Genomic DNA, 20,717 nt, shown 5'->3' with positions numbered 1-20,717 from the left:
GGTCATTCATCTTTCTAGTCCGACGCCCCTGATCTGAAGGAGCCGAGATGCGCGCATTTATTTTTCCGGGGCAGGGCAGTCAGGCCGTCGGCATGGGCAAAGCCCTTGTGGATGCCAGCCCAATCGCCCGCGCGGTATTCCAGGAAGTCGACGAAGCGCTCGGCCAGCACCTGTTCCGGCTGATGACCGATGGGCCGGAGGATCAGCTGTTGCTGACCGAGAACGCCCAGCCTGCGATCATGGCCAATGCGATCGCGACCTTGCGCGTGCTGGAGAAGGAAGGCGGCATCCGCCTTGCCGACAAGGCCGACTATGTCGCCGGTCATTCGCTCGGCGAATATAGCGCTTTGTGCGCAGCCGGCGCGATCGACCTGGCGACGACCGCACTGCTGCTGAAGCATCGCGGCCAGGCGATGCAGGCGGCTGTGCCTGTCGGCGAGGGTGCGATGGCAGCCTTGCTCGGCACCGATCTGGACAAGGCCCGCTCGATCGCCGCGGCGGCGGCCGAGGGCGAGGTATGCACCGTCGCCAACGACAATGATCCGGGGCAGGTCGTCATATCCGGCGCGCGCGGCGCGATCGAACGCGCGATCGCGCTCGCCAAGGATATGGGTGCCAAGCGCGCGGTGTTGCTACCCGTTTCCGCGCCGTTCCACTGCGCGCTGATGCAACCTGCAGCCGATGCAATGGAAAAGGCGTTGGGCGAGGCGCGGATCGATGCACCGCTGGTGCCGGTCTTCGCCAATGTCACCGCATCTCCGGTCGGCGATGCCGACACGATTCGCCGCCTGCTGGTCGAGCAGGTCACCGGCATGGTGCGCTGGCGCGAATCGGTGATCGCGATGGCCGCGACCGGGGTCGAACATTTCGTCGAATTCGGCGGCAAGGTGCTCGGCCCGATGGTCAAGCGCAGCGCGGCCGATGTCGAAGTTACCAACGTGGTGACGATGGACGACATCGAGGCTTTGGCTAAGAACCTTTAACCTTCCGTCATCCCAGCGAAGGCTGGGATCTCGCGGCAATGAAGCGCGTCCGTGCGGCGCGAGATCCCAGCCTTCGCTGGGATGACGGAAGTGAGGAGATTGAGATGTTCGACCTGACAGGTATGACCGCGCTGGTGACTGGCGCTTCGGGGGGGATCGGTTCGGCCGTGGCGCAGGCGCTGGCGGCGCAGGGCGCGCGGTTGGCGGTGTCGGGGTCGAACGCGGCCAAGCTTGAGGCGTTCAGGGTCAGCCTCGACGGCGATCACGTCGCGCTGCCATGCGATCTGTCCGATGGCGCGGCGGTCGATGCGCTGGTGCCGAGCGCGGTGGAGGCGCTGGGCAAGCTCGACATCCTGATCAACAATGCCGGCGTGACGCGCGATAATCTCGTCATGCGCATGAAGGACGATGAGTGGGATCAGGTGATCCGCGTCAATCTTGAGGCGGCATTCCGCCTTGCGCGTGCCGCCGCGCGGCCGATGATGAAGGCGCGGTTCGGGCGAATCATCTCGATCACGTCGGTTGTGGGGACGACGGGGAACCCCGGCCAGGCAAATTACGCCGCGTCGAAGGGCGGCCTGACGGCGATGTCCAAGGCATTGGCGCAGGAACTCGCCTCGCGCGGTATCACGGTCAATTGCGTTGCGCCGGGTTTCATCACCTCGCCGATGACCGACGAATTGCCCGATGCGCAGAAGGAAGCGCTCAACGCTCGGATTCCGGTGGGAAAGATGGGCGAGGGGAGCGATATCGGCGCGGCGGTGGTCTATCTCGCGAGCAAGGAAGCCGGTTACGTCACCGGCCAGACACTGCACGTAAATGGTGGCATGGCGATGATCTGAACAGCGTCCGCCCCCTTGCGCGGGCACCAAGCGCGTTCTACGTGCGTTCAGGAATTACCAAAACCCCCAGCGATAGAGGGACGATACAATGAGCGAGACCGCAGACCGCGTTAAGAAGATTGTCGTCGAGCATCTCGGCGTCGAAGCCGACAAGGTTACCGAGGACGCGAGCTTCATCGACGATCTTGGTGCGGACAGCCTCGACATCGTCGAGCTGGTGATGGCGTTCGAAGAAGAATTCGGCGTCGAGATTCCCGATGATGCCGCCGAGAAGATCACGACCGTCAAGGACGCGATCACCTTCATCGACGAGCATAAGGACTGATCGGCGGGCATGGGCTGATGCATTCGCACCGCCCGCGCCCATCGTTTGCCTTCCTTTTGGCCATCGACATGACCGGCTCCCCGTCCCAGCGTATCGCACAGGGGCGGGGGGCCGTTCGTTTTTGCAGATGAAATACGGAGATCCGCCATGCGCCGCGTTGTCGTAACCGGACTTGGACTCGTCACCCCGCTCGGCGCAGACGTCGAGACGGCCTGGGCGAACATTCTTGCCGCCAAATCGGGCGCCGCCACGATCACGCGTTTCGATGCGACCGACTATGCGTGTCGCATCGCTTGCGAGGTCAAGCCGCCCCAGCATGAATATGGCTTCGATCCAGGCAAGCGCGTCGACCATAAAGTGCAGCGCCAGGTTGATCCGTTTATCATCTACGGTATCGATGCGGCCGGCCAGGCGCTCGAAGACGCCGGTCTGCTCGACATGACCGAGGAGCAGAAATATCGCGCCGGTTGTTCGATCGGTGCGGGAATCGGCGGCCTGCCTGGCATCGCCAGCGAATCGATCGTGCTCCATGAAAAGGGTCCGAAGCGCGTCTCGCCGCATTTCGTGCACGGTCGGCTGATCAACCTGATCACCGGGCAAGTTCAGATCAAATATGGCCTGATGGGCCCCAATCACGCGGTCGTCACGGCTTGCTCGACCGGTGCGCATTCGATCGGCGACGCTGCACGGATGATCGCGATGGACGATGCCGATGTGATGCTCGCCGGTGGTGCGGAAGGCGCGATCTGCCCGCTCGGCATTGCCGGGTTTTCCCAGGCTCGCGCGCTCTCGACCAATTTCAACGACACGCCGGAACGCGCCAGCCGCCCCTATGACACCGCCCGCGACGGCTTCGTCATGGGCGAGGGCGCCGGTGTCGTCTGCCTCGAGGAATATGAGCACGCCAAGGCGCGCGGCGCGAAAATCTATGCCGAGGTGATCGGTTATGGCCTGTCGGGTGACGCCTATCATGTCACCGCCCCGCATCCGGAAGGATCGGGCGCGTTCCGCTCTATGGAAATGGCGATGAAAAAGTCGGGCCTGGCGCTGTCGGACATCGATTATATCAACGCGCACGGCACCTCCACCCCGCTCGGTGACGAACTCGAACTGAACGCGGTGCGCCGCCTGTTCGGCAACAATATCGATACGCTGTCGATGAGCTCAACCAAGTCGGCGATCGGGCATCTGCTCGGTGGTGCCGGCGCGGTGGAGAGCATCTTCTGCATCCTCGCGCTGCGCGACCAGATCGTGCCGCCGACCCTCAACCTCGACAATCCGAGCGAAAATTGCATCGGTGTCGATCTCGTCCCGCACAAGGCGAAGGAACGCAAGGTCAAGGCGGTGCTGAACAATTCGTTCGGTTTCGGCGGCACCAATGCCAGCCTCGTCATGCGCGCGATCTGACCGCCCTTGCGTAGATTCGGCTGCTCCGCGCTGATCCTGATCTTTGCGCTCGGGATCGGGCTGTTTCTGGTCGTCCAATATTGGGGCGGCGCCGGGCCGCTGCCGCGCAACACGACGGTCGAGATTGCGCCGGGCACCAGCGTGGCCGGCGCGGCGGAGCAACTCGAAAAGGCCGGCGCGATCGGTTCGGCGCGTAATTTCAGGACGCTAGCGCGCATTTTCGGCGGCGGACAAGGCATCAAGGCCGGCGAATATCGGCTGCCGGCGCATCTTAGCCAGGCCGATATCCTGAAGCTGCTGCAAGGTGGCAAGACGCTGCAGCGCTTCGTCATGGTCCCGGAGGGCTGGCCATCGGTAATGGTCAAGGATGCGCTGATGAAGGCGAAGGGGCTGGAAGGCCCGGTCGCGGTTCCCGAAGAGGGCACGGTTCTGCCCGACAGCTACAGCTTCCAGCGTGGCGATACGCGTCAGGCGATGGTCGATCGCATGCAGCGCGCCATGAAAACCTATCTTGCCAAGGCTTGGGCGAAGCGCAAGCCGGGCATCGCGGTGACCACACCGCGCGATGCACTGATCCTCGCCTCGATCGTCGAGAAGGAAACCGGCAAGGAATCCGAACGGCGGTTGGTAGCAGCGGTTTATTCCAACCGGCTGAAGCGCGGCATGATGCTTCAAGCCGACCCGACGATCATCTACCCGATCACCAGGGGGCGGCCATTGGGGCGGCGGATCCTGGCGTCGGAGGTGCGCGCGGTGAACGGCTATAATACCTACGCGATGGTCGGGCTTCCGGCCGGGCCGATCGCCAATCCCGGCCGTGCGTCGATCGATGCGGTGCTCGATCCGGCGCAGTCGAACGCCTTGTATTTCGTTGCAGACGGCACCGGCGGCCATGTGTTTGCGGATACGCTCGAACAGCATAATGCGCACGTTCAGAAATGGTACGCGATCAGACGCGCACGCGGCGAGATGTGATCCTGGTTGGGCGCTCATCCTCAGGGGCACCTGGAAGGCAATCGGCGTGATCGCCATGCCGCCGGTCCTCACCGCGGTTTCGGCCTTCTGGCGGACGCGGTCATTGGTACGCCGGCTGAAAACACCCGTCGATCTGCGCGCATGGCAGGCGCGGCGGCTGAAGACTTTTCTGGGCGAGGCAGTCCCTCGGGTGCAAGCATTTGCCGGCATCTCGACATATCGGCTCGACCATCTCCCGATCATCGACAAAGCCGCGTTGCTGGCCGATTTCGCGGCCTATAACCGGCCCGGAATTACCGTCGAGGAAGTGCGGGATGCGCTCGATCGTGGCGCGGATCGCGTGCGAGGTTATCCGATCGGTCAGAGTACCGGGACCAGCGGTAATCGCGGGTATTTTGTGATCAGCGATGCGGAACGCTTCGTATGGCTCGGCACGATCCTCGCCAAGGCACTGCCGGACATTCTGTGGCGAAGGCACCGCGTTGCGCTCGCGCTGCCGGGGTTTTCCACGCTGTATCGTTCGGCGGAGCGCGGGCGACGAATTTCCCTGCGCTTTTTCGATCTCGCATTGGGCGTGGATGCCTGGGCCGACGAGCTGGCGGCATTCGCCCCCGATACGATCGTCGCGCCGCCCAAGATATTGCGCCGCCTCGCCGAGATAGGGCACTTGCCGGCGCATAATATTTTCAGCGGGGCCGAGGTCCTCGATCCGCTCGATCGCGCCGTCATCGAAACCGCGACCGGGGCGCGCGTTCGCGAAATCTATATGGCGACCGAGGGACTGTTCGGTGTGGCTTGCCCCCATGGCACACTCCATCTTGCCGAGGACGCAGTCCATTTCGAATGGCAGTCATCGGGTGATAGCGGGCTTGTCATACCGCTGGTCACCGACTTCACGCGCACGACACAGATCATGGCACGCTATCGGATGAACGACCTGCTCGCGCTGTCGGATGCGGCATGTCCGTGCGGGTCGCCGTTGCAGGCCGTTGCACGGATCGAGGGACGACAGGACGACAGTTTCGAGCTGATAGATAGCGCCGGGCACTGGCGCATGATCACGCCGGATGTCCTGCGCAATGCGGTCGTCGATGCCGACCGTCGCATTACCGATTTTAGGATCGTTCAGACTGGCCCGGCGGCGATTGCCGTACATCTCGACGCCGATTTACCCGCTGACGGCGATGCGCTGGTCGCGGCGTCACTGCTGCATCTGTTCGATCGCCTCGGCGTCGAATCGCCGGCATTATCCTTTCAGCGCGGCCTCACACTGGACGCCGGTCGCAAGCTCCGTCGCGTACGGCGCGACTGGCATCACAGATAAAGCGTCGTCGTCCGCTTTTCGTGCGATTGCGGACGGCCATTGGCCAGGCGCCAGACGGTCGGTCCGATCAGGTCCGCCGGGCCGACGGCGAAATCGATCTCGTCCCAATCTGCCAGCGCATTGACTTGATCCTCCAGCACGCGCTGATCCTGGCGCAGCAACGGCAAGTTGAAGGCTTTGAGTACCCAACGCTTGAGCCAGGCCGGCGCAATCGCCTTGCGCGTGGCGAATAATGCATAGGGCCGGGTCAGATCCACGTCTTCGGGCACGAAGATCGCGGTCAGCGATACTGTCAGCCCACGCTCGGTTTCGAACGCAAGCTGACCGATCGTCGGCGGGAAATAACGTCCGATCGACACCGTGCGCTTGCCCTCGAGCAGGCGCGGCATGAAGCCGTCGGCGCGAGCGTTCTCGTGATAGATCGCCTCGGCGCCATCGGGACCAAGCGTGACATCGACCTGCATCGCGCGGCGCTTGCCGATGCCGCGCAGGAACCAGGGATGAACATAATGCGGATGCGAGGCGTCGAGCATGTTCTCGATACCGTCGAGCAGGCGCATCTTGGTCGGCCCGACCGCCCAGCAAAAATGATCGAGGGCAGGATCATCGAGCAGGTCGGGAAGGCGCGGAAAGGATGGCGGGGTTTCCGCAAGCGACGTCCAGACCAGCCCAGCGCGGATCACGATCGGCAAGGCCTGTGCCGGCGCGTTCGGGACGATATCCGAACCCGGGACCTCGACGCATGCCCCGTCGGCACCGAACCGCCAGCCATGATAGGGGCAGGCGATCGCACCGTCTTCCACGCAACCGCCGGACAGCGGCAGCCCACGGTGCGGACAGCGATCGAGCAACGCGACTGGCTTGCCATCGCTCAGGAACAGCACGATCGGCTTGCCCATCAGCCGCCGGGCGAGCGGCTTGTCGCGGAGCGCCTTCACCTCGGCCAGCGGATGCCAGCCCTTCGCGATCTCGCTCGGCCAGTCCTTGCTCATAACCCCCGCCTCTTCATCATCGGCACCGCGATTCGATCGAGCACCAGCCGCATGAAACCAAACACCGCCCGGCGCGCCCAAGGCAAATGCGCGGTCGCGATCGCCATATATTCGATCACCCCGGTGGCACCGCGGTTGCGTTTGAAATGCGCCGCGCCGGCCGATCCGTTGAGCCGGGCGCTAGTCTCCATCGCGACCATAGTGAAGAGCAATGTCGCGATCCGATACAGCCCTTCCGATTGCGGCCGCAAGGTATCGTAACCGACCACCGGCGGCGTGAGTATTTTTCCACGGATCAGCGATCCGGCAACCGCCAGGATGGTGCCATCGGTGTCACGCACGCCGCGATAACGGAGGATATTCTCACGCCAGGTCATGTGCACATAAGCGGGCGAGAAGACGGGGTTGAGCGGCGAATATTTTCCGACATAAAGCAGATGATAGAGCGCCGCGATGCGGGCGGAATCGGCCTCAGACATGGTTTCGAAATGATCGATCGCCAGCCCACTGGCCGCAAGCAATGTGCGGTCGGCTCGCGTGTCCCGTCGCGGTTGCCATTGCACGGCGAGATCCGTCGTCACCCAGATCTGCCGGCTCGCCAGCAAGGTCCAGCCGTCTTGCGCGGTGGCTGCGAGCAACGCAGGTGACGACCAGCCATCGACCGAGCGAATTGCTATCGCATGATCGGGAAAGCGTTCGACGAGAAAGGTACGAATCTCGGCGATATCCGCGCCTTCCCAGTCGCCATGCAAATTGGTCGAGAGCAGCCAATTGTCGACATGGACGATACGGTTGATGCGCCCTTGGCGGAGCAGCCGGTCGGCAATGCCGATCAACCCGGCAAGCAGCGGCCGCAGCCTGCCGGTATCGACCAGGTCGAGCTCGGCACGTGCGTAGAGGATATAGGCGCTGTGCGGCAAGGTGACGTAGCTGCCGCCGATCGCGCCATCATTCACCGTCACCGGAAACACTCGCTCGCCAGAACGCAGCGCCAGCCAGCGCGTCGTCACATTGGGGATCATCGCGGTCACGCCGTCACGGGCGATGCCCTCGATATAGGCGCGCGTTTCGCATGGCTCGGGCCACACGTGCGGCGGCGGGTCGAGCGGATCGAACAGCGAAAGCGTCATCGGATCGCCTCGCCATTCCATTCGATATCGTCGGTCGTCGCGCTGGTCGGGCTGTGTCGGGCGCGAATGGCCTTGGCGGTGAAGCGGGCCGCGTCGATGACCGTGCCGATCACCGGCATCCGGTCACCCGCCCGGCCGATCGAGTCATGCCCGCGCCGCCAATCGGCCACGAAGGCGGGCAAGCGCCCCTTGATCAACGCGGCAGGCAATCCGAGCATCGCCATGGCGGGGCTGAGATAATTCAGGCCGCCGGTCGGTAGGGGATCGACATCCTCGCCCAGCATGGCGCGGGCAAGGTCCGGTTGGGCATCGAACAGGTGCAGGCCGCTGACCGCACGCGGATTGCACTCGATCGGCACGACCGCGCCATCCGGTGTCACGATCAGGTCCAACGACAAATGCCCGGTTATCGCGCCGCTGGCGGCGATCGTCCGCGCGATTCCGAGTGCGCCGGGGCACTCAACGACCTCGAACGCATAGGCGGCCGCCCGGCCGTGCCGCCACACCGGCCGATAGATCACCGCCGCGACGATCCGTCCCGCGCGCGCGAACGACCAGAGGCACAGTTCCTCGCCCGCGATGAAGCGCTGCGCCGCCCAGGGGCGCTCCGGGGTGGGGGACAGCCGTGCCAGGTCGGCGACCTTAGGGCGAATCAGGGTATGTGTCGCAAAACGCGAGAATTCCGGCTTGAACACCAGCATGGCGGGATCAAGCGGCAGGGCATCGAGGGTCGCGCGGCTCTCGATCCGCCAGGTTTCGGGCGTCGTGATGCCGAGCGCCCCAGCATAGTCCGCGAAATCTGTCTTCGAGTGCAGCGTCCGCAGCAGCGCAAGGGGCGGGGCGAGCACGCGCCCGCCAAGGTCATCGGCAGCCGCGGCGACGTAGAATATCTCCTCACAGGTCGGCACGATCGCGACCGGGTCGAGGCGCGCGGCAAGGGCGCGCAGGCCGAATGCGAAAGCCGCGAACTCGGTGCGCGGCGGCGCCAGCCGGTGTGTCGCCCGCACATGCCGTGACATCCGCGCCGCCCAGGGGCTCACCGAATCGGCGAGATGGACCTCATAACCCGCTGTGGCGAAGGATCGCGCGAGATCGACCGCGACCGGAGCGCGCGCGCCGGTCAGGATTATGCTCCTGCTCACTGCCCCGCTTCGGCGGCACGTTCCGGGCAATGAGCCGGGGTCAGGCGGATCGCGGGATTGCGTCGCCACAAAGCGTTGAGCTGTCGCAGCGTTGCCTCGACCCGCTTGGCACTGCCGAGGAAATTGCTGGTGATCGCGGGCGGCGGCATGTCGCGCCGGATGGCATCGGTCGACCAGGCCGCATCGGCGACCAGGAAATGTTCGCCATGTGCTTGGTCGTTGGAAACCAGGCCCCAATGGCCGGGACAATGCCCGGGCAGTTCGACCGCCAACAGGCTGCCATCGCCGAGGATGTCGGCACCCATGTCGAAGGGTTGCAGCGCGCCGGGCAGCGCGACGCGCGGTGCATTCTCGAAGAACCGCGCCCGTACCGCGATATCGGACGGCAGCAGCGCGCGCAAAACACCGCGTCGCACCGACGCGATTCTCCCGCCCGAGCATGCGGCGTCGAGTCCGGCCCTGGAACAATGGATCGTGGCAGTGGGAAAGGCATGAGCGCCCGCGATATGATCGGCATGGAAATGCGACAGGATCAGGTGGCGGATATCGCCGGGGGCGAGGCCGAAGCGCGCGAGTTGGCTGGCAACCTCGGAACCCGCGGCTAGCGTCACCGGCGTCAGCCAGCGGTAGAAGCGTTCGGGAAAGGGGGTGGTCGCGTCGAAGAAGGCGGGGTCGTAACCGGTGTCGAACAGCATCGGCCCTTCCACCGGATGGATGATCAGCACCGACAGCGCCGGATAGACGACGGAGCGCCAGCTGCCGTCGCGGATCGTCATGCGTTGCGGATGGATGCAGTGGCCGGCGCGGATCAGGGAAATGGCCGTTTCACGCATCGCAAGATTCCCGTGGCTTCAGCGCATGATCGACCATCGCCTCGACATTATGGCGCGGTGTCCAGTCGAGCAGCATTTTTGCGCGATCGAGGCCCATCGTTTGCGAATAGGCGAGCGCCATGATCGTATAACGCGTGGCGGGAGGTTCGGGCCGGCCCGGCAGCAGCATCGCGACACGTTCCATTGCGGTCGCCACGGCCAAAGCGAGCCCGGTCGACACGGACGTATAGCGCACGCCAGCGCCCATTCGGGCGAAGAGCAGGTCGAGCAATTGGCGCAAGGGGCGTGGGTCGCCGCCTGCAATGTTGATCGCATGACCGCCCGCGCGGTAGCACCAGCGATCGGCGGCCACGAAGGCGCTTACCGCATCCCGGACATCGGTCGGCTCGATCAATGCCTGGCCGCCCCTCGGTAGTGGGAACCGTCCCCGTGCCGCTGCGCGCAACAGGCGGGGCAGCAGCACCGTGTCGTGGGGGCCGATAATGGCGCGGGGACGCAACGCCATGGTTCGGAAGCCGGGAGCGTCCGCCGCGAGCACCAGGCGCTCGGCGGCATATTTGGTCGCCGCATAGTCATTGGCGAAGCGCGCCGCGACCGGGCTATCTTCGGTGAGGCCGATACGGTCGCGGCATTCGGTGTAGATTGACGGCGTCGAGGCATAAACGAAGGCACCGCAGCCGGCGTCGCGCGATGCCCGCAACAGGCGTTCGGTGGCATCGACGTTGATCCGGCGAAACGCATCGGCCGAACCCCAGGGCGATGAGAGTGCGGCGAGGTGGAAGACCGTATCGACATGTTCGACCAGCGGTTCGATCGGATCGGTCACAATGTCCGCACCGATGAACCGCGCGCCGAGCTCCGCGCCGATGCGTGCGTCGCGTCCCGTCGCGGTCACCCGATAGCCTTGCGCGACGAGCTCACCGACGAGCGCGCGACCCAGTCCACCGGTCGCGCCGGTCACCAACGCATGACGGCTCACCACCGGATCACCGCGCCGCCCAGCGATACCCCGGCCGAAGTCCCGATCAACAGGCTATGCGTGTCCGGCGCGGTACGGCCGGTACTGCGCGCGACGTGCAAGGCGTGCGGTATGCCCGCCGCGATCTGATTCCCATGGTCGCGAAAGATATCGACCGTCCGCGCATGGCCGTCGGGCATAGCGCGTTTGAGATGTTCGAGCGCTGCGGCGCTGGCCTGGTGCGGGATGATCGTATCGATCACGTCGGTAGCGACACCGGCCTCGCCCAGTAATCGCTTCAGAAAGGGCGGAAACCGGCGTGCGGTGGCGCTGAACAATGCCGGACCGTCCATCCGGAAGCGGCTCGCTGCGAGGAAGCCGTCAAGATCGTCATGGGGGCGGAGCCGGGTGCCGCCGGCTTCCAGTCGGCACAGATCTGCGCCGTCACCGAACGTGCTCAGTCGGGCGGCGAGCAAGCGACTAGGCCCGTTCGCCTCGACCGCGACCGCGGCCGCGCCGTCGCCGAAGATCACCGATGCCTCGGGCGAGGTGAAATCGAGCGCGGCCGATGCGATGTCGGCGGAGACGATCAGCCCGCGCCGCCATTTGCCGACCGCCATGCCCATCAGCAGCATTTCGAACGCGACGATGAACGACAGACAAGTCGCGTTGACGTCAAACGCGGTGATACCGCTGCCGCCGATCCCCAGCCGGCGCTGGATCAGCGGCGCGGTGCCGGGGATCGGCTGTTCCATCACGCCACAGGCTGCGACGATCACGTCCAGTTCGCCGGCATCCCATCCGGCATCGGCCAGCGCAGCGGCGCCGGCCCTTGCGCCGAGCATCGAGCTCGTTTCGTCCTGCTGTGCATAATAGCGCGTCGCAATGGCGAAATTCGCTTCGGCCCAGCCGGGTTCTGTACCGATCCGAAGGTCGATGTCGGTCGAGGGAACGGAAGTGCGTGGCAGCGCGATACCGCTGCCCGCCAATCGAAATCCAATGCCGCGAATCGCATTCATGACATATTATTGAACGGTGTTCATTTCTTTGTAAAGCGACTTATGCGGCGGCGATTGTTTCGAGCACGCGGCGATAGACGGTTTCGAGTGGCATGGTTTCACCCAGCAGGGCGAACGTACCGTTCAAGGTGAAGAAGCAATGGCCATGGACGGTTGCCAGCAATGATCGGGTAAGTGAATCGGCTTGCTCGGCCTGCTCCGGCGATAGCACGGAGGCGATCTCGTCGCGCACGATCCCGGTCAGCGAGCGGATCTGCTCGCGATAATATTCCGGCGCCTGCACGTCATCGGCCAGGCGATGGTCGTAGAGTGCGGTCCAGGCATGACGGTGAAGAATGGCGAATTCGAAATAGGCCTCGACCAAAGTACGCAGTCGGCCCTGCTCGACCGCCGCCAGCCGCACCTCGACATGAGCTTGCCACAGCGCCAGCGTTCTGGCGTTGATCGCCAGCACCAGCAAATCGTGTGATTCAAAGACGTTGTAGAGCGTCCCGATCGAATAGCCGATCCGCTTGGCCACTTCGCGCGCGGAGAAATGCGCAAAGCCGACTTCTGACATCTGGCGATGCCCTTCGCGGACGATCATTGCCCTCAGCTCTTCGCGCGTATGATCGGATCGTCTGGCCATGGCGCCTTGTCGTCAAGCGGGGGGGGCATCAAGCGGAGGCGCAGATCATTAAACACCGTTCAATAATATTCCAGCGCGATCGCTTCCGGACACGAAAATGTTTCGCGGGTCTTCAGCGGCGCAGGGCGTTGGCCGCGCGTGCCTTGATCTCCACTTCGGCCATCGTGCCGCCGGTTACCCAGCTTCCGCCGACGCACAGCACCGGGTCGAACGCCAGCCAGTCGGGAGCGCTCGCTTCGGTGATCCCGCCGGTCGGGCAGAATTGCGCCTGATAGAAAGGGGCGGCCAGCGCCTTGAGCGCCTTGAGCCCGCCCGACGCTTCGGCGGGGAAGAATTTGAAATGCGTCAGGCCAAGATCCAGCCCGCGCATGATGTCGCCCGAATTGGCGATGCCTGGCAGGTAGGGCACGCCGCTGTCGACGATCGGGCGGCCGAGCTTTTCAGTCAGGCCGGGCGAGACGATGAACTCGACGTCGAGAGCCATCACCTGTTCGAATTGTTCGAGTGTCACGATGGTGCCCGCCCCGACGATGGCGCCGGGGACCTGTTTCATCTCGCGGATGGCATCGAGAGCGGCGGGGGTACGCATCGTCACTTCGAGCACACGCAGGCCACCGGCGACGAGCGCCTCGGCGAGCGGACGGGCGGTCGCGGCGTTGTCGATCACCAGCACCGGGATAACCGCGCTGGTTCGCATGATCGCTTCTATCCCCGTCATCATGTGTGCTCCTGCGCATAGGCGGCAGCGGCGCCGTAAAGGCCCGGCTGCGGATGAATGATCAGCTTGACCGGAATCGCGGCCATCATCTGCTGGAAACGGCCCTTGGCCGCGAAGCGCTCGGCAAAGCCCGATCGCGCGAAATGCTCTTTAAGGCGCAAGCCTAGCCCACCGGCGATGACCGCGCCCTTGGCGCCATGCGCCAGCGCGAGATCCCCGGCGACCGCCCCAAGGCTGAGGCAGAAACGGTCGAGCGCGGCGAGTGCGAGGCTGTCTCGGCCTTCGAGCGCGAGCGACCAGATCGCCTTGTCGTCGAGCCGCTGGATCGCGCGGCCTTCGATTTCGGCGAGCGTCTCATAAATGCCGACAATGCCCGGGCCCGCGACGATTCGTTCGGTCGAGACGCGGGTGAACTTCTTGCGCAGATGCTTGACGAAGGCATCCTCGATGCCGTCGAGCGGTGCGTAATCGACATGCCCGCCCTCGGTTTCGAGCACATGATAGCGGTCGATCGCGCGAAAAACCTGCGCGACGCCGAGGCCAGTGCCGGGACCACATACGGTCAGCACGCCGGTGGCCGGAAATGGCTGCTCGGGGCCGGCGAGATGGAGGAATTCGCTATCGGACGCTTGGGCCACGGCATGGCCGATCGCGCCGAAATCGTTGATCAGGACATAATCGTCGACATCAAGCCGGTCGGGAATGAGGGCGGGGCGGATGATCCACGGATTGTTGGTCAGCTTGATCACCTCGCCGCCGATCGGCGAGGCGACGGCGATCGCTGCGGCGCGGGGAACCGGGCGGCCGAGTGCTGCCCCGAACGCCTGCCAGGCGGTCTGCAGGCTGGCATGCTCAGCGGTTTTCTGAGTCATTGGCTCGCCGAGTGAAACGACGCGGCCATCCGCGACCTCGGCGATGGCGAAGCGGGCGTGAGTGCCACCGATATCGACCGTTACGACTTCCATCTTACCGCCCCCCAACTCTACCACCCCATCGCCGCAAGCATCGCGGATGCGCCTCGTTCGGCCTCGTTGGCGCGGTCGCGCATGATCGAAAAAAGTTCGCGGCCGGTGCCCATCGCGGGCGGCGGCGCGGCGCAATGCTCGCGCGCCGCCCATTCGGCCGGATCGACCAGCGCGACCAGTTCACCTTCCTGCGCGCAGACGCGGATGATATCGCCATCGCGCACCTTGCCGAGCGGGCCACCGCCCAATGCCTCGGGGCTGGAATGGATCGCGCACGGCACCTTACCCGATGCGCCGGACATGCGGCCGTCGGTGACAAGCGCGACGCGGTAGCCGCGATTCTGCAGCACACCGAGTGGCGGGGTCAGCTTGTGCAGCTCGGGCATGCCATTGGCGCGCGGCCCCTGAAAGCGCACCACGACGACCACGTCACGATCGAGTTCGCCCGCCTTGAACGCGTCCTGCACCTCTTGCTGGGTGGAAAAGACCCGCGCCGGCGCCTCGATCGTCCAGCGGTCGCGGTCGACAGCGCTGACCTTGATGCAAGCACGACCGAGATTGCCGGCGAGAATGCGAAAGCCGCCCTCGGGCGAAAAAGGATCGGCGGCGGGCCGGACGATCGTGTCGTCCTTGCTCGCGCCCGGATCGACCCAGGCCAGCGTTTCGCCGTCGAGCGTCGCGGTCTTGCCGTAATCGGTCAGGTCGTTGCCCGCGACGGTCCTGATGTCGCGGTGAAGCAGGCCAGCATCGAGCAGTTCGCGAATGACATAAGGCATGCCGCCGGCATCCTCGAATCCGTTCACGTCGGCTGACCCGTTGGGATAGACCCGCGCGATCAGCGGGATCGAGCGCGATAGGCGATCGAAATCATCCCAGTCGATCACGATGCCGGCGCATGCCGCAATCGCCGGCAGATGGATCAGGTGGTTGGTCGATCCGCCCGTCGCGAGCAGGCCGATCGCGGCGTTGATGATCGCCTTTTCGTCAACGCATTCGCCTAAGGGGCGATAATCGTCGCCGGCCCAGCCGATCTTCGCCAGCTGATGGACCGCGCCTCGCGTCAGTTCCTGGCGCAGCTTTGTACCCGGATTGACGAACGCGGCTCCGGGCATGTGCAGGCCCATCATCTCCATCATCATCTGATTGGAGTTCGCGGTACCGTAAAAGGTGCAGGTGCCCTTGCCATGATAGGCGGCGATCTCCGATTCGAGCAATTGCTCGCGGGTCGCCTTCCCCTCGGCATAGAGTTCGCGAACATGAGCTTTTTCCTTATTGGCGATGCCCGAGCGCATCGGCCCGGCCGGAATCAGGATCATCGGTAGATGGCCGAAGCGCAGCGCACCCATTAGCAGGCCGGGCACGATCTTGTCACAGATGCCGAGCAAGGCCGCGCCCTCGAACATGCCGTGGCTGAGCGCGATGCCGGTGCTCATCGCGATCGCGTCGCGGCTGAACAACGACAATTCCATGCCGGGGTATCCTTGCGTCACCCCGTCGCACATCGCCGGCACGCCGCCCGCGACCTGCGCCGTCGCACCGGCTTCGCGTGCCCACACCTTCATCTGCTCGGGGTAGCGATAATAGGGCGCGTGTGCCGACAGCATGTCGTTATACGCGGTGACAATGCCGATGTTCATGCCGCCGCCGGCCTTCATCGCGTCGCGATCCTCGTCGGTGCCCGCATAACCATGAGCGAGGTTGGCGCAGCCGAGCATCGGGCGATGAACGCTATTGTCGCGCTCGTGCCGGATCAGCGCGAGATACGCCTCACGGGTCGGTCTCGATCGCTCGATGATCCGGTCCGTGACGGCGGCAACTGCGGCGTGAAGTGTCATTTTGCGTCGGGGCTCCAGTGGATATCGACGGGCAGTTCGGCGTCGGCGAGCACACGGCCGATCGGATAGGGCGAGGATGGCCCCTGCTTGATCGCCTGTTCGATGATCTTGCGCTTGGCGCTGCCGGTCACGGCAATCGTCAGCGCGCGGGCCGAGACGATCGCGGCAAGGCTCAGCGAAACACGTGGAACCGGGGCTTCGGGTGGCATCGGGTCGGGCATGACGCCGAGCGCGCGCCGCTCTCGCGGACCCGACAATGCTTCCTCATAATCGGGGCCGGGGAAGATCGACGCGGTGTGACCATCGGCGCCGACACCAAGCAGGCACAGGTCGAGCGGCCAGTGATGGTCGCCGAGCCGCGAATCGGCCGCGCGCCCGGCCGCCTTATAGTCGGCAGCGGCTTCGCTGATGATCGGGATAACCCGTGCGCCCTTGGGGATGAAGACCTTGCCGATGGCAGTGATGTTGGACAGGGGATCGCCGAGCGGCACGATACGTTCGTCGGTAGGGATGATCGTGACCCGCTTCCAGTCGATCTTGGTCGCGGCGAGCTTGGCGTAGATTGGCAGCGGAGTCTTGCCGCCGGGCAACGCGATGACGCACGCCCCGCGCGCATCGATCGCGCTTTCGATCACGAATGCGATATCGCCCGCGACCGCGTTCGCCATCTCGTCGGCGTCGTCATAATCCCACCATTCGATCTCTTCGCTCATCTGTCTTCTCGCAATTTTGAATAATGAACCGCTCGTGCTGAGCGGCGGTTGAATCGGCTGCTCACTCAATCATCCTGCCAGGTGACACCATCGCGCTCGGTCAGCGCGATCGCGGCCGATGGGCCCCAACTGCCCGAGGCATAGGCCTTCGGTTTGGTACCATTGGCATCCCAGCCCGCGCGGATCGCATCGATCCATTGCCACTGCGCCTCGACCTCGTCGCGGCGCACGAACAAGGTCGGGTCGCCCTCGATCAAATCAAGCAGCAGCCGTTCATAAGCAATGCGGCGGCGCGTCCCGGCAAATGCGCTGTCGAGGCTGAGATCGAGCGGCACTTCGCGCAGGCGGATTCCGTCGCGGTCGAGCCCCGGCTCCTTGGCCATGACCAACAGCCGGACATATTCCTCGGGTTGCAGCCGGATAATCAGCATGTTGGGCTGTAGCAGCCCGCCGCGGTCGCCGAACATCGAATGCGGCACCGCCTTGAACTGGATCGCGATCTCCGACCGACGCGCAGGCATGCGCTTGCCGGTGCGCAGGTAGAAGGGCACGCCCTGCCAGCGCCAATTGTCGACATGCGCCTTGATTGCGACGAAGGTCTCGGTGTTCGATGGCTTGCCCAGTTCATCGGCATAGCTTTTGACAATCTCACCATTGACTGCGCCCGCGCCATATTGCCCGGTTACGGTCAGGTTCGGCACATCGGCTGGCGCCATCTGGCGCAACGAGCGGAATACCTTGGCCTTCTCATCGCGGACCGAGGTCCCGTCGAAGCGGGCAGGGGGTTCCATCGCGATCAGCGCGAGAAGCTGCAGCATATGGTTCTGCACCATGTCGCGCAGCGCACCGGCGGTCTCGTAATAGCCTGCACGATCCTCCAGTCCGACCGTCTCGGCGATGGTGATCTGGACATTGTCGATGCCTCGCGCATTCCACACCGGCTCGAAGAAGCTGTTGCCGAAACGTAGAGCGAGGATGTTCTGAACGGTTTCCTTGCCGAGATAATGGTCGATGCGGAACACGCGGTCCTCGCTGAACGCGGTGGCCACCGTGTCGTTGATCTCTCGGCTGCTTTCCAGGTCGTAACCGAGCGGCTTTTCAAGCCCGATCCGCACGGTTTGCCCGGCCAGACCGGCGCCAGCCAGCCCCTTGATCACCGGCTCGAACAGGGATGGCGCGGTCGACAGGAAAATGGCGAGACCGTTTGAGACATCGCCGACCTTCTTCGCCAGATCCTTGTAATGCGCCATGTCGGTCGCATCGAGCGGCTGGTAGCCCAGCCGATCGAGGAACGACTTCATCGCCTTCTCATCCTTGCGGTCGTCAGGCAGGAATTCGTCGAGCGCACCCTTTGCAAACTTGCGGAAGCTGGCATCGTCATGCTCGGACCGCGCCGTGCCGGTGATCGTCAGCTCTTCGGGCAACAGTCCGTCGGCATGCAGGCCATAGAGCGATGGCAGCAGCATACGCTGCGCCAGATCGCCGGTCGCACCGAACAGGAGCAGCTTGGCTACCGGATTGCGCATGATCTCTTCCTTGGTTCGACGTGCCGCGCGGTACCGTGCGATACGCGCGCGGACAATCTGAATACGTGTGCGTTAGACGGTCAGCCCGGCGATCGGGTCGAATCCTGCCATGATGTTCAGATTCTGCACCGCCGCACCGGCCGCGCCCTTGCCGAGATTGTCGAGCGTCGCGATCAACCGCGCCTGGCCGGTGTCGGGATTGCCGCACACCCGGAGCGTGAGCCGGTCGGTGCCCGCATCCGCCTCGATTGCGATCGTGTCGCCGTCGTCACCGGCGATGCGGATCAACGCACAGTCGCGATAGGCCTCGCCGAGCACCGCCTCGCACACATGCAGGCTCGGCCGCCGGGGAAAGGCGTGAAGGGGCAACGGTACCTCGACGATCATCCCGCGATAGGTATTGGCGACCGACGGGGTAAAGATCGGCATATGTTCGAGCCGCGCATGTTTCTGCATCTCGGGCACATGCTTGTGTGCGAGGCCAAGTGCATAGGCGCGCGCGGCGGGCGGTGGGTTACTCCCCTCATATTCGGCGATCATCGTCTTGCCGCCGCCGGAATAGCCCGACACGGCATTGACCGTGATCAGCCAGTCCACCGGCACCAGCCCCATACGCACCAGGGGGCGCACGAGAGCCAGAAAACCGGTCGGATAACAGCCGGGATTAGTCACCCGCATCGCTTCGGCGATCGCCGCGGTCTGACCGGGCTCGAGTTCAGGAAAACCGTACGTCCACCCTTCCGCCGTGCGAAATGCGGTCGACGCATCGATCACGCGGGTTCGGTCATTGGCGATCAGCGCCACCGCCTCACGCGCGGCATCGTCAGGCAAGCAGAGGATTACGAAATCGACGTCGTTCAGCGCCTCGGCACGTGCGCCTGCGTCCTTGCGCCGTGCGTCATCGATCTCGACGATGGCGATATCGGCACGACCGGCGAGCCGCTCGCGAATTTCCAGGCCGGTGGTGCCGGCGGCACCGTCGATGAACAGGCTGATGGTCATGATACGATCGCTGTCAGGCGGTCCGCGTCGAGATAGCCAACCAGTCCAAGAGCGGGAGCGATGCCCCAGGCGTTGCCGCCTGAGAATTCGAGCACTTCGAAAATTTCCTCTGCCTTCAGGATCGCGACTGTTTCAGAAGTCCGGGACGGCTCCGTACGCAGAATCGTCTCTCCATCAATGCCCATGGCGAGGGGGGCTGCATAGTGCGGTGCGAAGACGAGCTCCGCGAGGCGAATGTCGGCAATGTCTCGACGAACGGCATGTGTACGCGGGTCGAGTCTGGTCGACGGCCCAGTCAGCGCAAACCTTCTACGCGCTGGCCCGGCGGGCGGCGGGTTGCTCGGCATCGCCGAGGAAGTGCCCGAACTCTTCAAGAAACTCTGCCCCTTCACTGGTCTTCGCGACGAAAATGTTGCGCTTGTCGGTATCGTCGCGCTGGCGGCGCAGATAGCCCAGCCCACCGAGCCTGTTCAAGGCGCGTGTGACGACCGGTTTAGATACATTCAGCACCCGGGCAAGCCCACGCACCGTATGGGGCCCTGGTTTGAGATAGACGACAAGCAGCAGCGCCATCTGTCGATTGGTCAGATCGGGCTCGCCGGATCGGACATAATCGACCAGCGCCTGCATCCAGGAGCCGAGAGAAGCGCCCGCCGATGCGGTCGAGCCAAGGGAACGTTCAAGCATGGTGGCCACAATAGAATTCCACATTACGCAATGTCGGAGACAGCGACATCAATGCCCATAACGCCCGCGAACGCGGCTGGTTTCAGTGCGGAGGCGAAATGTTCATCTTAGCCGCCAAGGCGTTTCCCTGGCGCGATGGTTTATCGATGGTGGTCGATCGCCGGGGTAGGAGATCGGGGGGGTAGTTGATCGGGGGGGCCACGTCGCCTATGTGGCCGCTTTCCCCATTCAAAGATCGCGCAGCCCACCTCATGTTCACTTTCATCCTCGTCGTTCATGCCATCATCGCCGCCCTGCTGGTCGGCGTCATTCTGGTGCAGAAGTCGGAGGGGGGTGGTCTGACGACCGGCGGCAGCCCGTCGGGCCTGATGTCCGCGCGCGGCGCGGCGGATTTCCTGACCCATGCGACCGCGACGCTCGCGGCGCTGTTCGTCACGTTGAGCATCGTGCTCGCGATCATGGCATCGACTCGCCAGACGCTGACGATCGATCCGTCGCTCGCCCGCAGCGTGCCCGTCGCTCCGGCCGCTGCGCCGCCGCCGGCCGTCGATGCGGCGACCGCCGCCGCGCTTGCGGCGAACGTCACGGCACCAGCGAGTAATAATGCGGTCCCGCTCGCTCAATAATCACGTCGCGATCCGCACCTCGTCGGATTTTTAACGGTATTTCGGAGTCGCGCGCTTGTCGCGCGGCCCATAACGACGCTAGGCCTT

Annotated in this window: 22 protein-coding genes; 7 read left to right on the top strand and 15 right to left on the bottom strand. The window is 64.3% G+C overall.

Annotated features, from left to right (window positions below; all coding sequences use genetic code 11):
• Positions 1–47: 47 nt before the first annotated feature.
• From fabD to ACVWZA_RS17685, 6 genes are all read left to right on the top strand, one after another.
• The gene (gene fabD / locus ACVWZA_RS17710) at positions 48–983 is read left to right on the top strand and encodes an ACP S-malonyltransferase (RefSeq protein ID WP_457312670.1); all 936 of its coding nucleotides are present in this window, start codon (positions 48–50) and stop codon (positions 981–983) included.
• A 104-nt stretch (positions 984–1,087) separates the two neighbouring features.
• Positions 1,088–1,825, top strand: coding sequence for a 3-oxoacyl-[acyl-carrier-protein] reductase (fabG, locus tag ACVWZA_RS17705; RefSeq protein ID WP_457312668.1), 738 nt, complete (start codon positions 1,088–1,090; stop codon positions 1,823–1,825).
• 88 nt (positions 1,826–1,913) lie between these two features.
• Entirely contained in the window at positions 1,914–2,150 is a 237-nt protein-coding gene (locus tag ACVWZA_RS17700) for an acyl carrier protein (RefSeq protein ID WP_034158361.1), read from the top strand.
• A gap of 147 nt (positions 2,151–2,297) precedes the next feature.
• Positions 2,298–3,557: a beta-ketoacyl-ACP synthase II gene (gene fabF / locus ACVWZA_RS17695; protein WP_457312665.1), complete on the top strand. Its 1,260-nt coding sequence runs from the start codon at positions 2,298–2,300 to the stop codon at positions 3,555–3,557.
• Positions 3,558–3,563: 6 nt separating this feature from the next.
• Positions 3,564–4,532: an endolytic transglycosylase MltG gene (mltG, locus tag ACVWZA_RS17690; protein ID WP_457312663.1), complete on the top strand. Its 969-nt coding sequence runs from the start codon at positions 3,564–3,566 to the stop codon at positions 4,530–4,532.
• A gap of 55 nt (positions 4,533–4,587) precedes the next feature.
• The gene (locus ACVWZA_RS17685; RefSeq protein ID WP_457312721.1) at positions 4,588–5,856 is read left to right on the top strand and encodes a F390 synthetase-related protein; all 1,269 of its coding nucleotides are present in this window, start codon (positions 4,588–4,590) and stop codon (positions 5,854–5,856) included.
• Here ACVWZA_RS17685 and ACVWZA_RS17680 read toward each other — a convergent pair.
• The 15 genes from ACVWZA_RS17680 to ACVWZA_RS17610 all read right to left on the bottom strand — a co-directional run bounded on the left by ACVWZA_RS17680 (position 5,847) and on the right by ACVWZA_RS17610 (position 19,947).
• Positions 5,847–6,848 (bottom strand): Rieske 2Fe-2S domain-containing protein, encoded by a 1,002-nt coding sequence (locus tag ACVWZA_RS17680; RefSeq protein ID WP_457312661.1) that lies wholly within the window; start codon positions 6,846–6,848, stop codon positions 5,847–5,849. The two genes, ACVWZA_RS17685 and ACVWZA_RS17680, sit on opposite strands and share 10 nt — an antisense overlap.
• Entirely contained in the window at positions 6,845–7,978 is a 1,134-nt protein-coding gene (locus ACVWZA_RS17675; RefSeq protein ID WP_457312659.1) for a hypothetical protein, read from the bottom strand. The genes ACVWZA_RS17680 and ACVWZA_RS17675 overlap by 4 nt, the downstream gene beginning before the upstream one ends.
• Entirely contained in the window at positions 7,975–9,120 is a 1,146-nt protein-coding gene (locus ACVWZA_RS17670; protein ID WP_457312657.1) for a hypothetical protein, read from the bottom strand. The genes ACVWZA_RS17675 and ACVWZA_RS17670 overlap by 4 nt, the downstream gene beginning before the upstream one ends.
• Positions 9,117–9,953: an MBL fold metallo-hydrolase gene (locus ACVWZA_RS17665; RefSeq protein WP_457312655.1), complete on the bottom strand. Its 837-nt coding sequence runs from the start codon at positions 9,951–9,953 to the stop codon at positions 9,117–9,119. Before ACVWZA_RS17665 ends, ACVWZA_RS17670 begins: the two co-directional genes overlap by 4 nt.
• Positions 9,946–10,932 carry an NAD-dependent epimerase/dehydratase family protein gene (locus tag ACVWZA_RS17660; protein WP_457312653.1) on the bottom strand — a complete coding sequence of 329 codons (987 nt, stop codon included), beginning with the start codon at positions 10,930–10,932 and terminating at the stop codon, positions 9,946–9,948. Before ACVWZA_RS17660 ends, ACVWZA_RS17665 begins: the two co-directional genes overlap by 8 nt.
• A complete protein-coding gene (locus tag ACVWZA_RS17655; RefSeq protein WP_457312651.1) occupies positions 10,929–11,930 on the bottom strand; it encodes a 3-oxoacyl-[acyl-carrier-protein] synthase III C-terminal domain-containing protein in 1,002 nt (333 codons plus the stop codon). Before ACVWZA_RS17655 ends, ACVWZA_RS17660 begins: the two co-directional genes overlap by 4 nt.
• A gap of 40 nt (positions 11,931–11,970) precedes the next feature.
• Positions 11,971–12,516 carry a TetR/AcrR family transcriptional regulator gene (locus ACVWZA_RS17650; RefSeq protein WP_457312650.1) on the bottom strand — a complete coding sequence of 182 codons (546 nt, stop codon included), beginning with the start codon at positions 12,514–12,516 and terminating at the stop codon, positions 11,971–11,973.
• Between the two features lie 154 nt (positions 12,517–12,670).
• Positions 12,671–13,276: a bifunctional 4-hydroxy-2-oxoglutarate aldolase/2-dehydro-3-deoxy-phosphogluconate aldolase gene (gene eda / locus ACVWZA_RS17645; RefSeq protein ID WP_457312648.1), complete on the bottom strand. Its 606-nt coding sequence runs from the start codon at positions 13,274–13,276 to the stop codon at positions 12,671–12,673.
• The gene (gene glk / locus ACVWZA_RS17640) at positions 13,276–14,241 is read right to left on the bottom strand and encodes a glucokinase (RefSeq protein WP_457312646.1); all 966 of its coding nucleotides are present in this window, start codon (positions 14,239–14,241) and stop codon (positions 13,276–13,278) included. Before glk ends, eda begins: the two co-directional genes overlap by 1 nt.
• Before the next feature lie 17 nt (positions 14,242–14,258).
• Positions 14,259–16,076 carry a phosphogluconate dehydratase gene (gene edd, locus ACVWZA_RS17635; RefSeq protein WP_457312644.1) on the bottom strand — a complete coding sequence of 606 codons (1,818 nt, stop codon included), beginning with the start codon at positions 16,074–16,076 and terminating at the stop codon, positions 14,259–14,261.
• Positions 16,073–16,789, bottom strand: coding sequence for a 6-phosphogluconolactonase (gene pgl, locus ACVWZA_RS17630; RefSeq protein ID WP_457312643.1), 717 nt, complete (start codon positions 16,787–16,789; stop codon positions 16,073–16,075). Before pgl ends, edd begins: the two co-directional genes overlap by 4 nt.
• Positions 16,790–16,854: 65 nt before the next feature.
• A complete protein-coding gene (gene zwf, locus ACVWZA_RS17625; RefSeq protein WP_457312641.1) occupies positions 16,855–18,315 on the bottom strand; it encodes a glucose-6-phosphate dehydrogenase in 1,461 nt (486 codons plus the stop codon).
• Between the two features lie 72 nt (positions 18,316–18,387).
• Positions 18,388–19,317, bottom strand: coding sequence for an N-acetyl-gamma-glutamyl-phosphate reductase (gene argC / locus ACVWZA_RS17620; protein WP_457312639.1), 930 nt, complete (start codon positions 19,315–19,317; stop codon positions 18,388–18,390).
• Positions 19,314–19,502 (bottom strand): hypothetical protein, encoded by a 189-nt coding sequence (locus ACVWZA_RS17615; RefSeq protein ID WP_457312637.1) that lies wholly within the window; start codon positions 19,500–19,502, stop codon positions 19,314–19,316. Before ACVWZA_RS17615 ends, argC begins: the two co-directional genes overlap by 4 nt.
• Before the next feature lie 124 nt (positions 19,503–19,626).
• Positions 19,627–19,947 (bottom strand): MarR family transcriptional regulator, encoded by a 321-nt coding sequence (locus ACVWZA_RS17610; protein ID WP_457312720.1) that lies wholly within the window; start codon positions 19,945–19,947, stop codon positions 19,627–19,629.
• Positions 19,948–20,255: 308 nt separating this feature from the next.
• Here ACVWZA_RS17610 and secG point away from each other — a divergent pair, with 308 nt between their 5' ends.
• Positions 20,256–20,630, top strand: coding sequence for a preprotein translocase subunit SecG (gene secG / locus ACVWZA_RS17605; protein ID WP_457312635.1), 375 nt, complete (start codon positions 20,256–20,258; stop codon positions 20,628–20,630).
• Positions 20,631–20,717: the final 87 nt, after the last annotated feature.

Source organism: Sphingomonas sp. UYAg733 (assembly GCF_054057355.1).
This window is presented reverse-complemented; position numbering and strand designations above follow the sequence as displayed.

Bases quoted from the DNA above. Each gene is read 5' to 3' on its own strand.
- ACVWZA_RS17675 (WP_457312659.1), bottom strand. From the start codon at position 7,978: ATGACGCTTTCGCTGTTCGATCCGCTCGACCCGCCGCCGCACGTGTGG.
- edd (WP_457312644.1), bottom strand. From the start codon at position 16,076: ATGACACTTCACGCCGCAGTTGCCGCCGTCACGGACCGGATCATCGAG.
- ACVWZA_RS17655 (WP_457312651.1), bottom strand. From the start codon at position 11,930: ATGAATGCGATTCGCGGCATTGGATTTCGATTGGCGGGCAGCGGTATC.
- ACVWZA_RS17610 (WP_457312720.1), bottom strand. From the start codon at position 19,947: ATGCAGGCGCTGGTCGATTATGTCCGATCCGGCGAGCCCGATCTGACC.
- pgl (WP_457312643.1), bottom strand. From the start codon at position 16,789: ATGAGCGAAGAGATCGAATGGTGGGATTATGACGACGCCGACGAGATG.
- zwf (WP_457312641.1), bottom strand. From the start codon at position 18,315: ATGCGCAATCCGGTAGCCAAGCTGCTCCTGTTCGGTGCGACCGGCGAT.
- fabF (WP_457312665.1), top strand. From the start codon at position 2,298: ATGCGCCGCGTTGTCGTAACCGGACTTGGACTCGTCACCCCGCTCGGC.
- eda (WP_457312648.1), bottom strand. From the start codon at position 13,276: ATGACGGGGATAGAAGCGATCATGCGAACCAGCGCGGTTATCCCGGTG.
- glk (WP_457312646.1), bottom strand. From the start codon at position 14,241: ATGGAAGTCGTAACGGTCGATATCGGTGGCACTCACGCCCGCTTCGCC.
- argC (WP_457312639.1), bottom strand. From the start codon at position 19,317: ATGACCATCAGCCTGTTCATCGACGGTGCCGCCGGCACCACCGGCCTG.
- ACVWZA_RS17685 (WP_457312721.1), top strand. From the start codon at position 4,588: ATGCCGCCGGTCCTCACCGCGGTTTCGGCCTTCTGGCGGACGCGGTCA.
- ACVWZA_RS17680 (WP_457312661.1), bottom strand. From the start codon at position 6,848: ATGAGCAAGGACTGGCCGAGCGAGATCGCGAAGGGCTGGCATCCGCTG.
- fabD (WP_457312670.1), top strand. From the start codon at position 48: ATGCGCGCATTTATTTTTCCGGGGCAGGGCAGTCAGGCCGTCGGCATG.
- fabG (WP_457312668.1), top strand. From the start codon at position 1,088: ATGTTCGACCTGACAGGTATGACCGCGCTGGTGACTGGCGCTTCGGGG.
- ACVWZA_RS17615 (WP_457312637.1), bottom strand. From the start codon at position 19,502: ATGGGCATTGATGGAGAGACGATTCTGCGTACGGAGCCGTCCCGGACT.
- ACVWZA_RS17700 (WP_034158361.1), top strand. From the start codon at position 1,914: ATGAGCGAGACCGCAGACCGCGTTAAGAAGATTGTCGTCGAGCATCTC.
- secG (WP_457312635.1), top strand. From the start codon at position 20,256: ATGTTCACTTTCATCCTCGTCGTTCATGCCATCATCGCCGCCCTGCTG.
- ACVWZA_RS17650 (WP_457312650.1), bottom strand. From the start codon at position 12,516: ATGATCGTCCGCGAAGGGCATCGCCAGATGTCAGAAGTCGGCTTTGCG.
- ACVWZA_RS17665 (WP_457312655.1), bottom strand. From the start codon at position 9,953: ATGCGTGAAACGGCCATTTCCCTGATCCGCGCCGGCCACTGCATCCAT.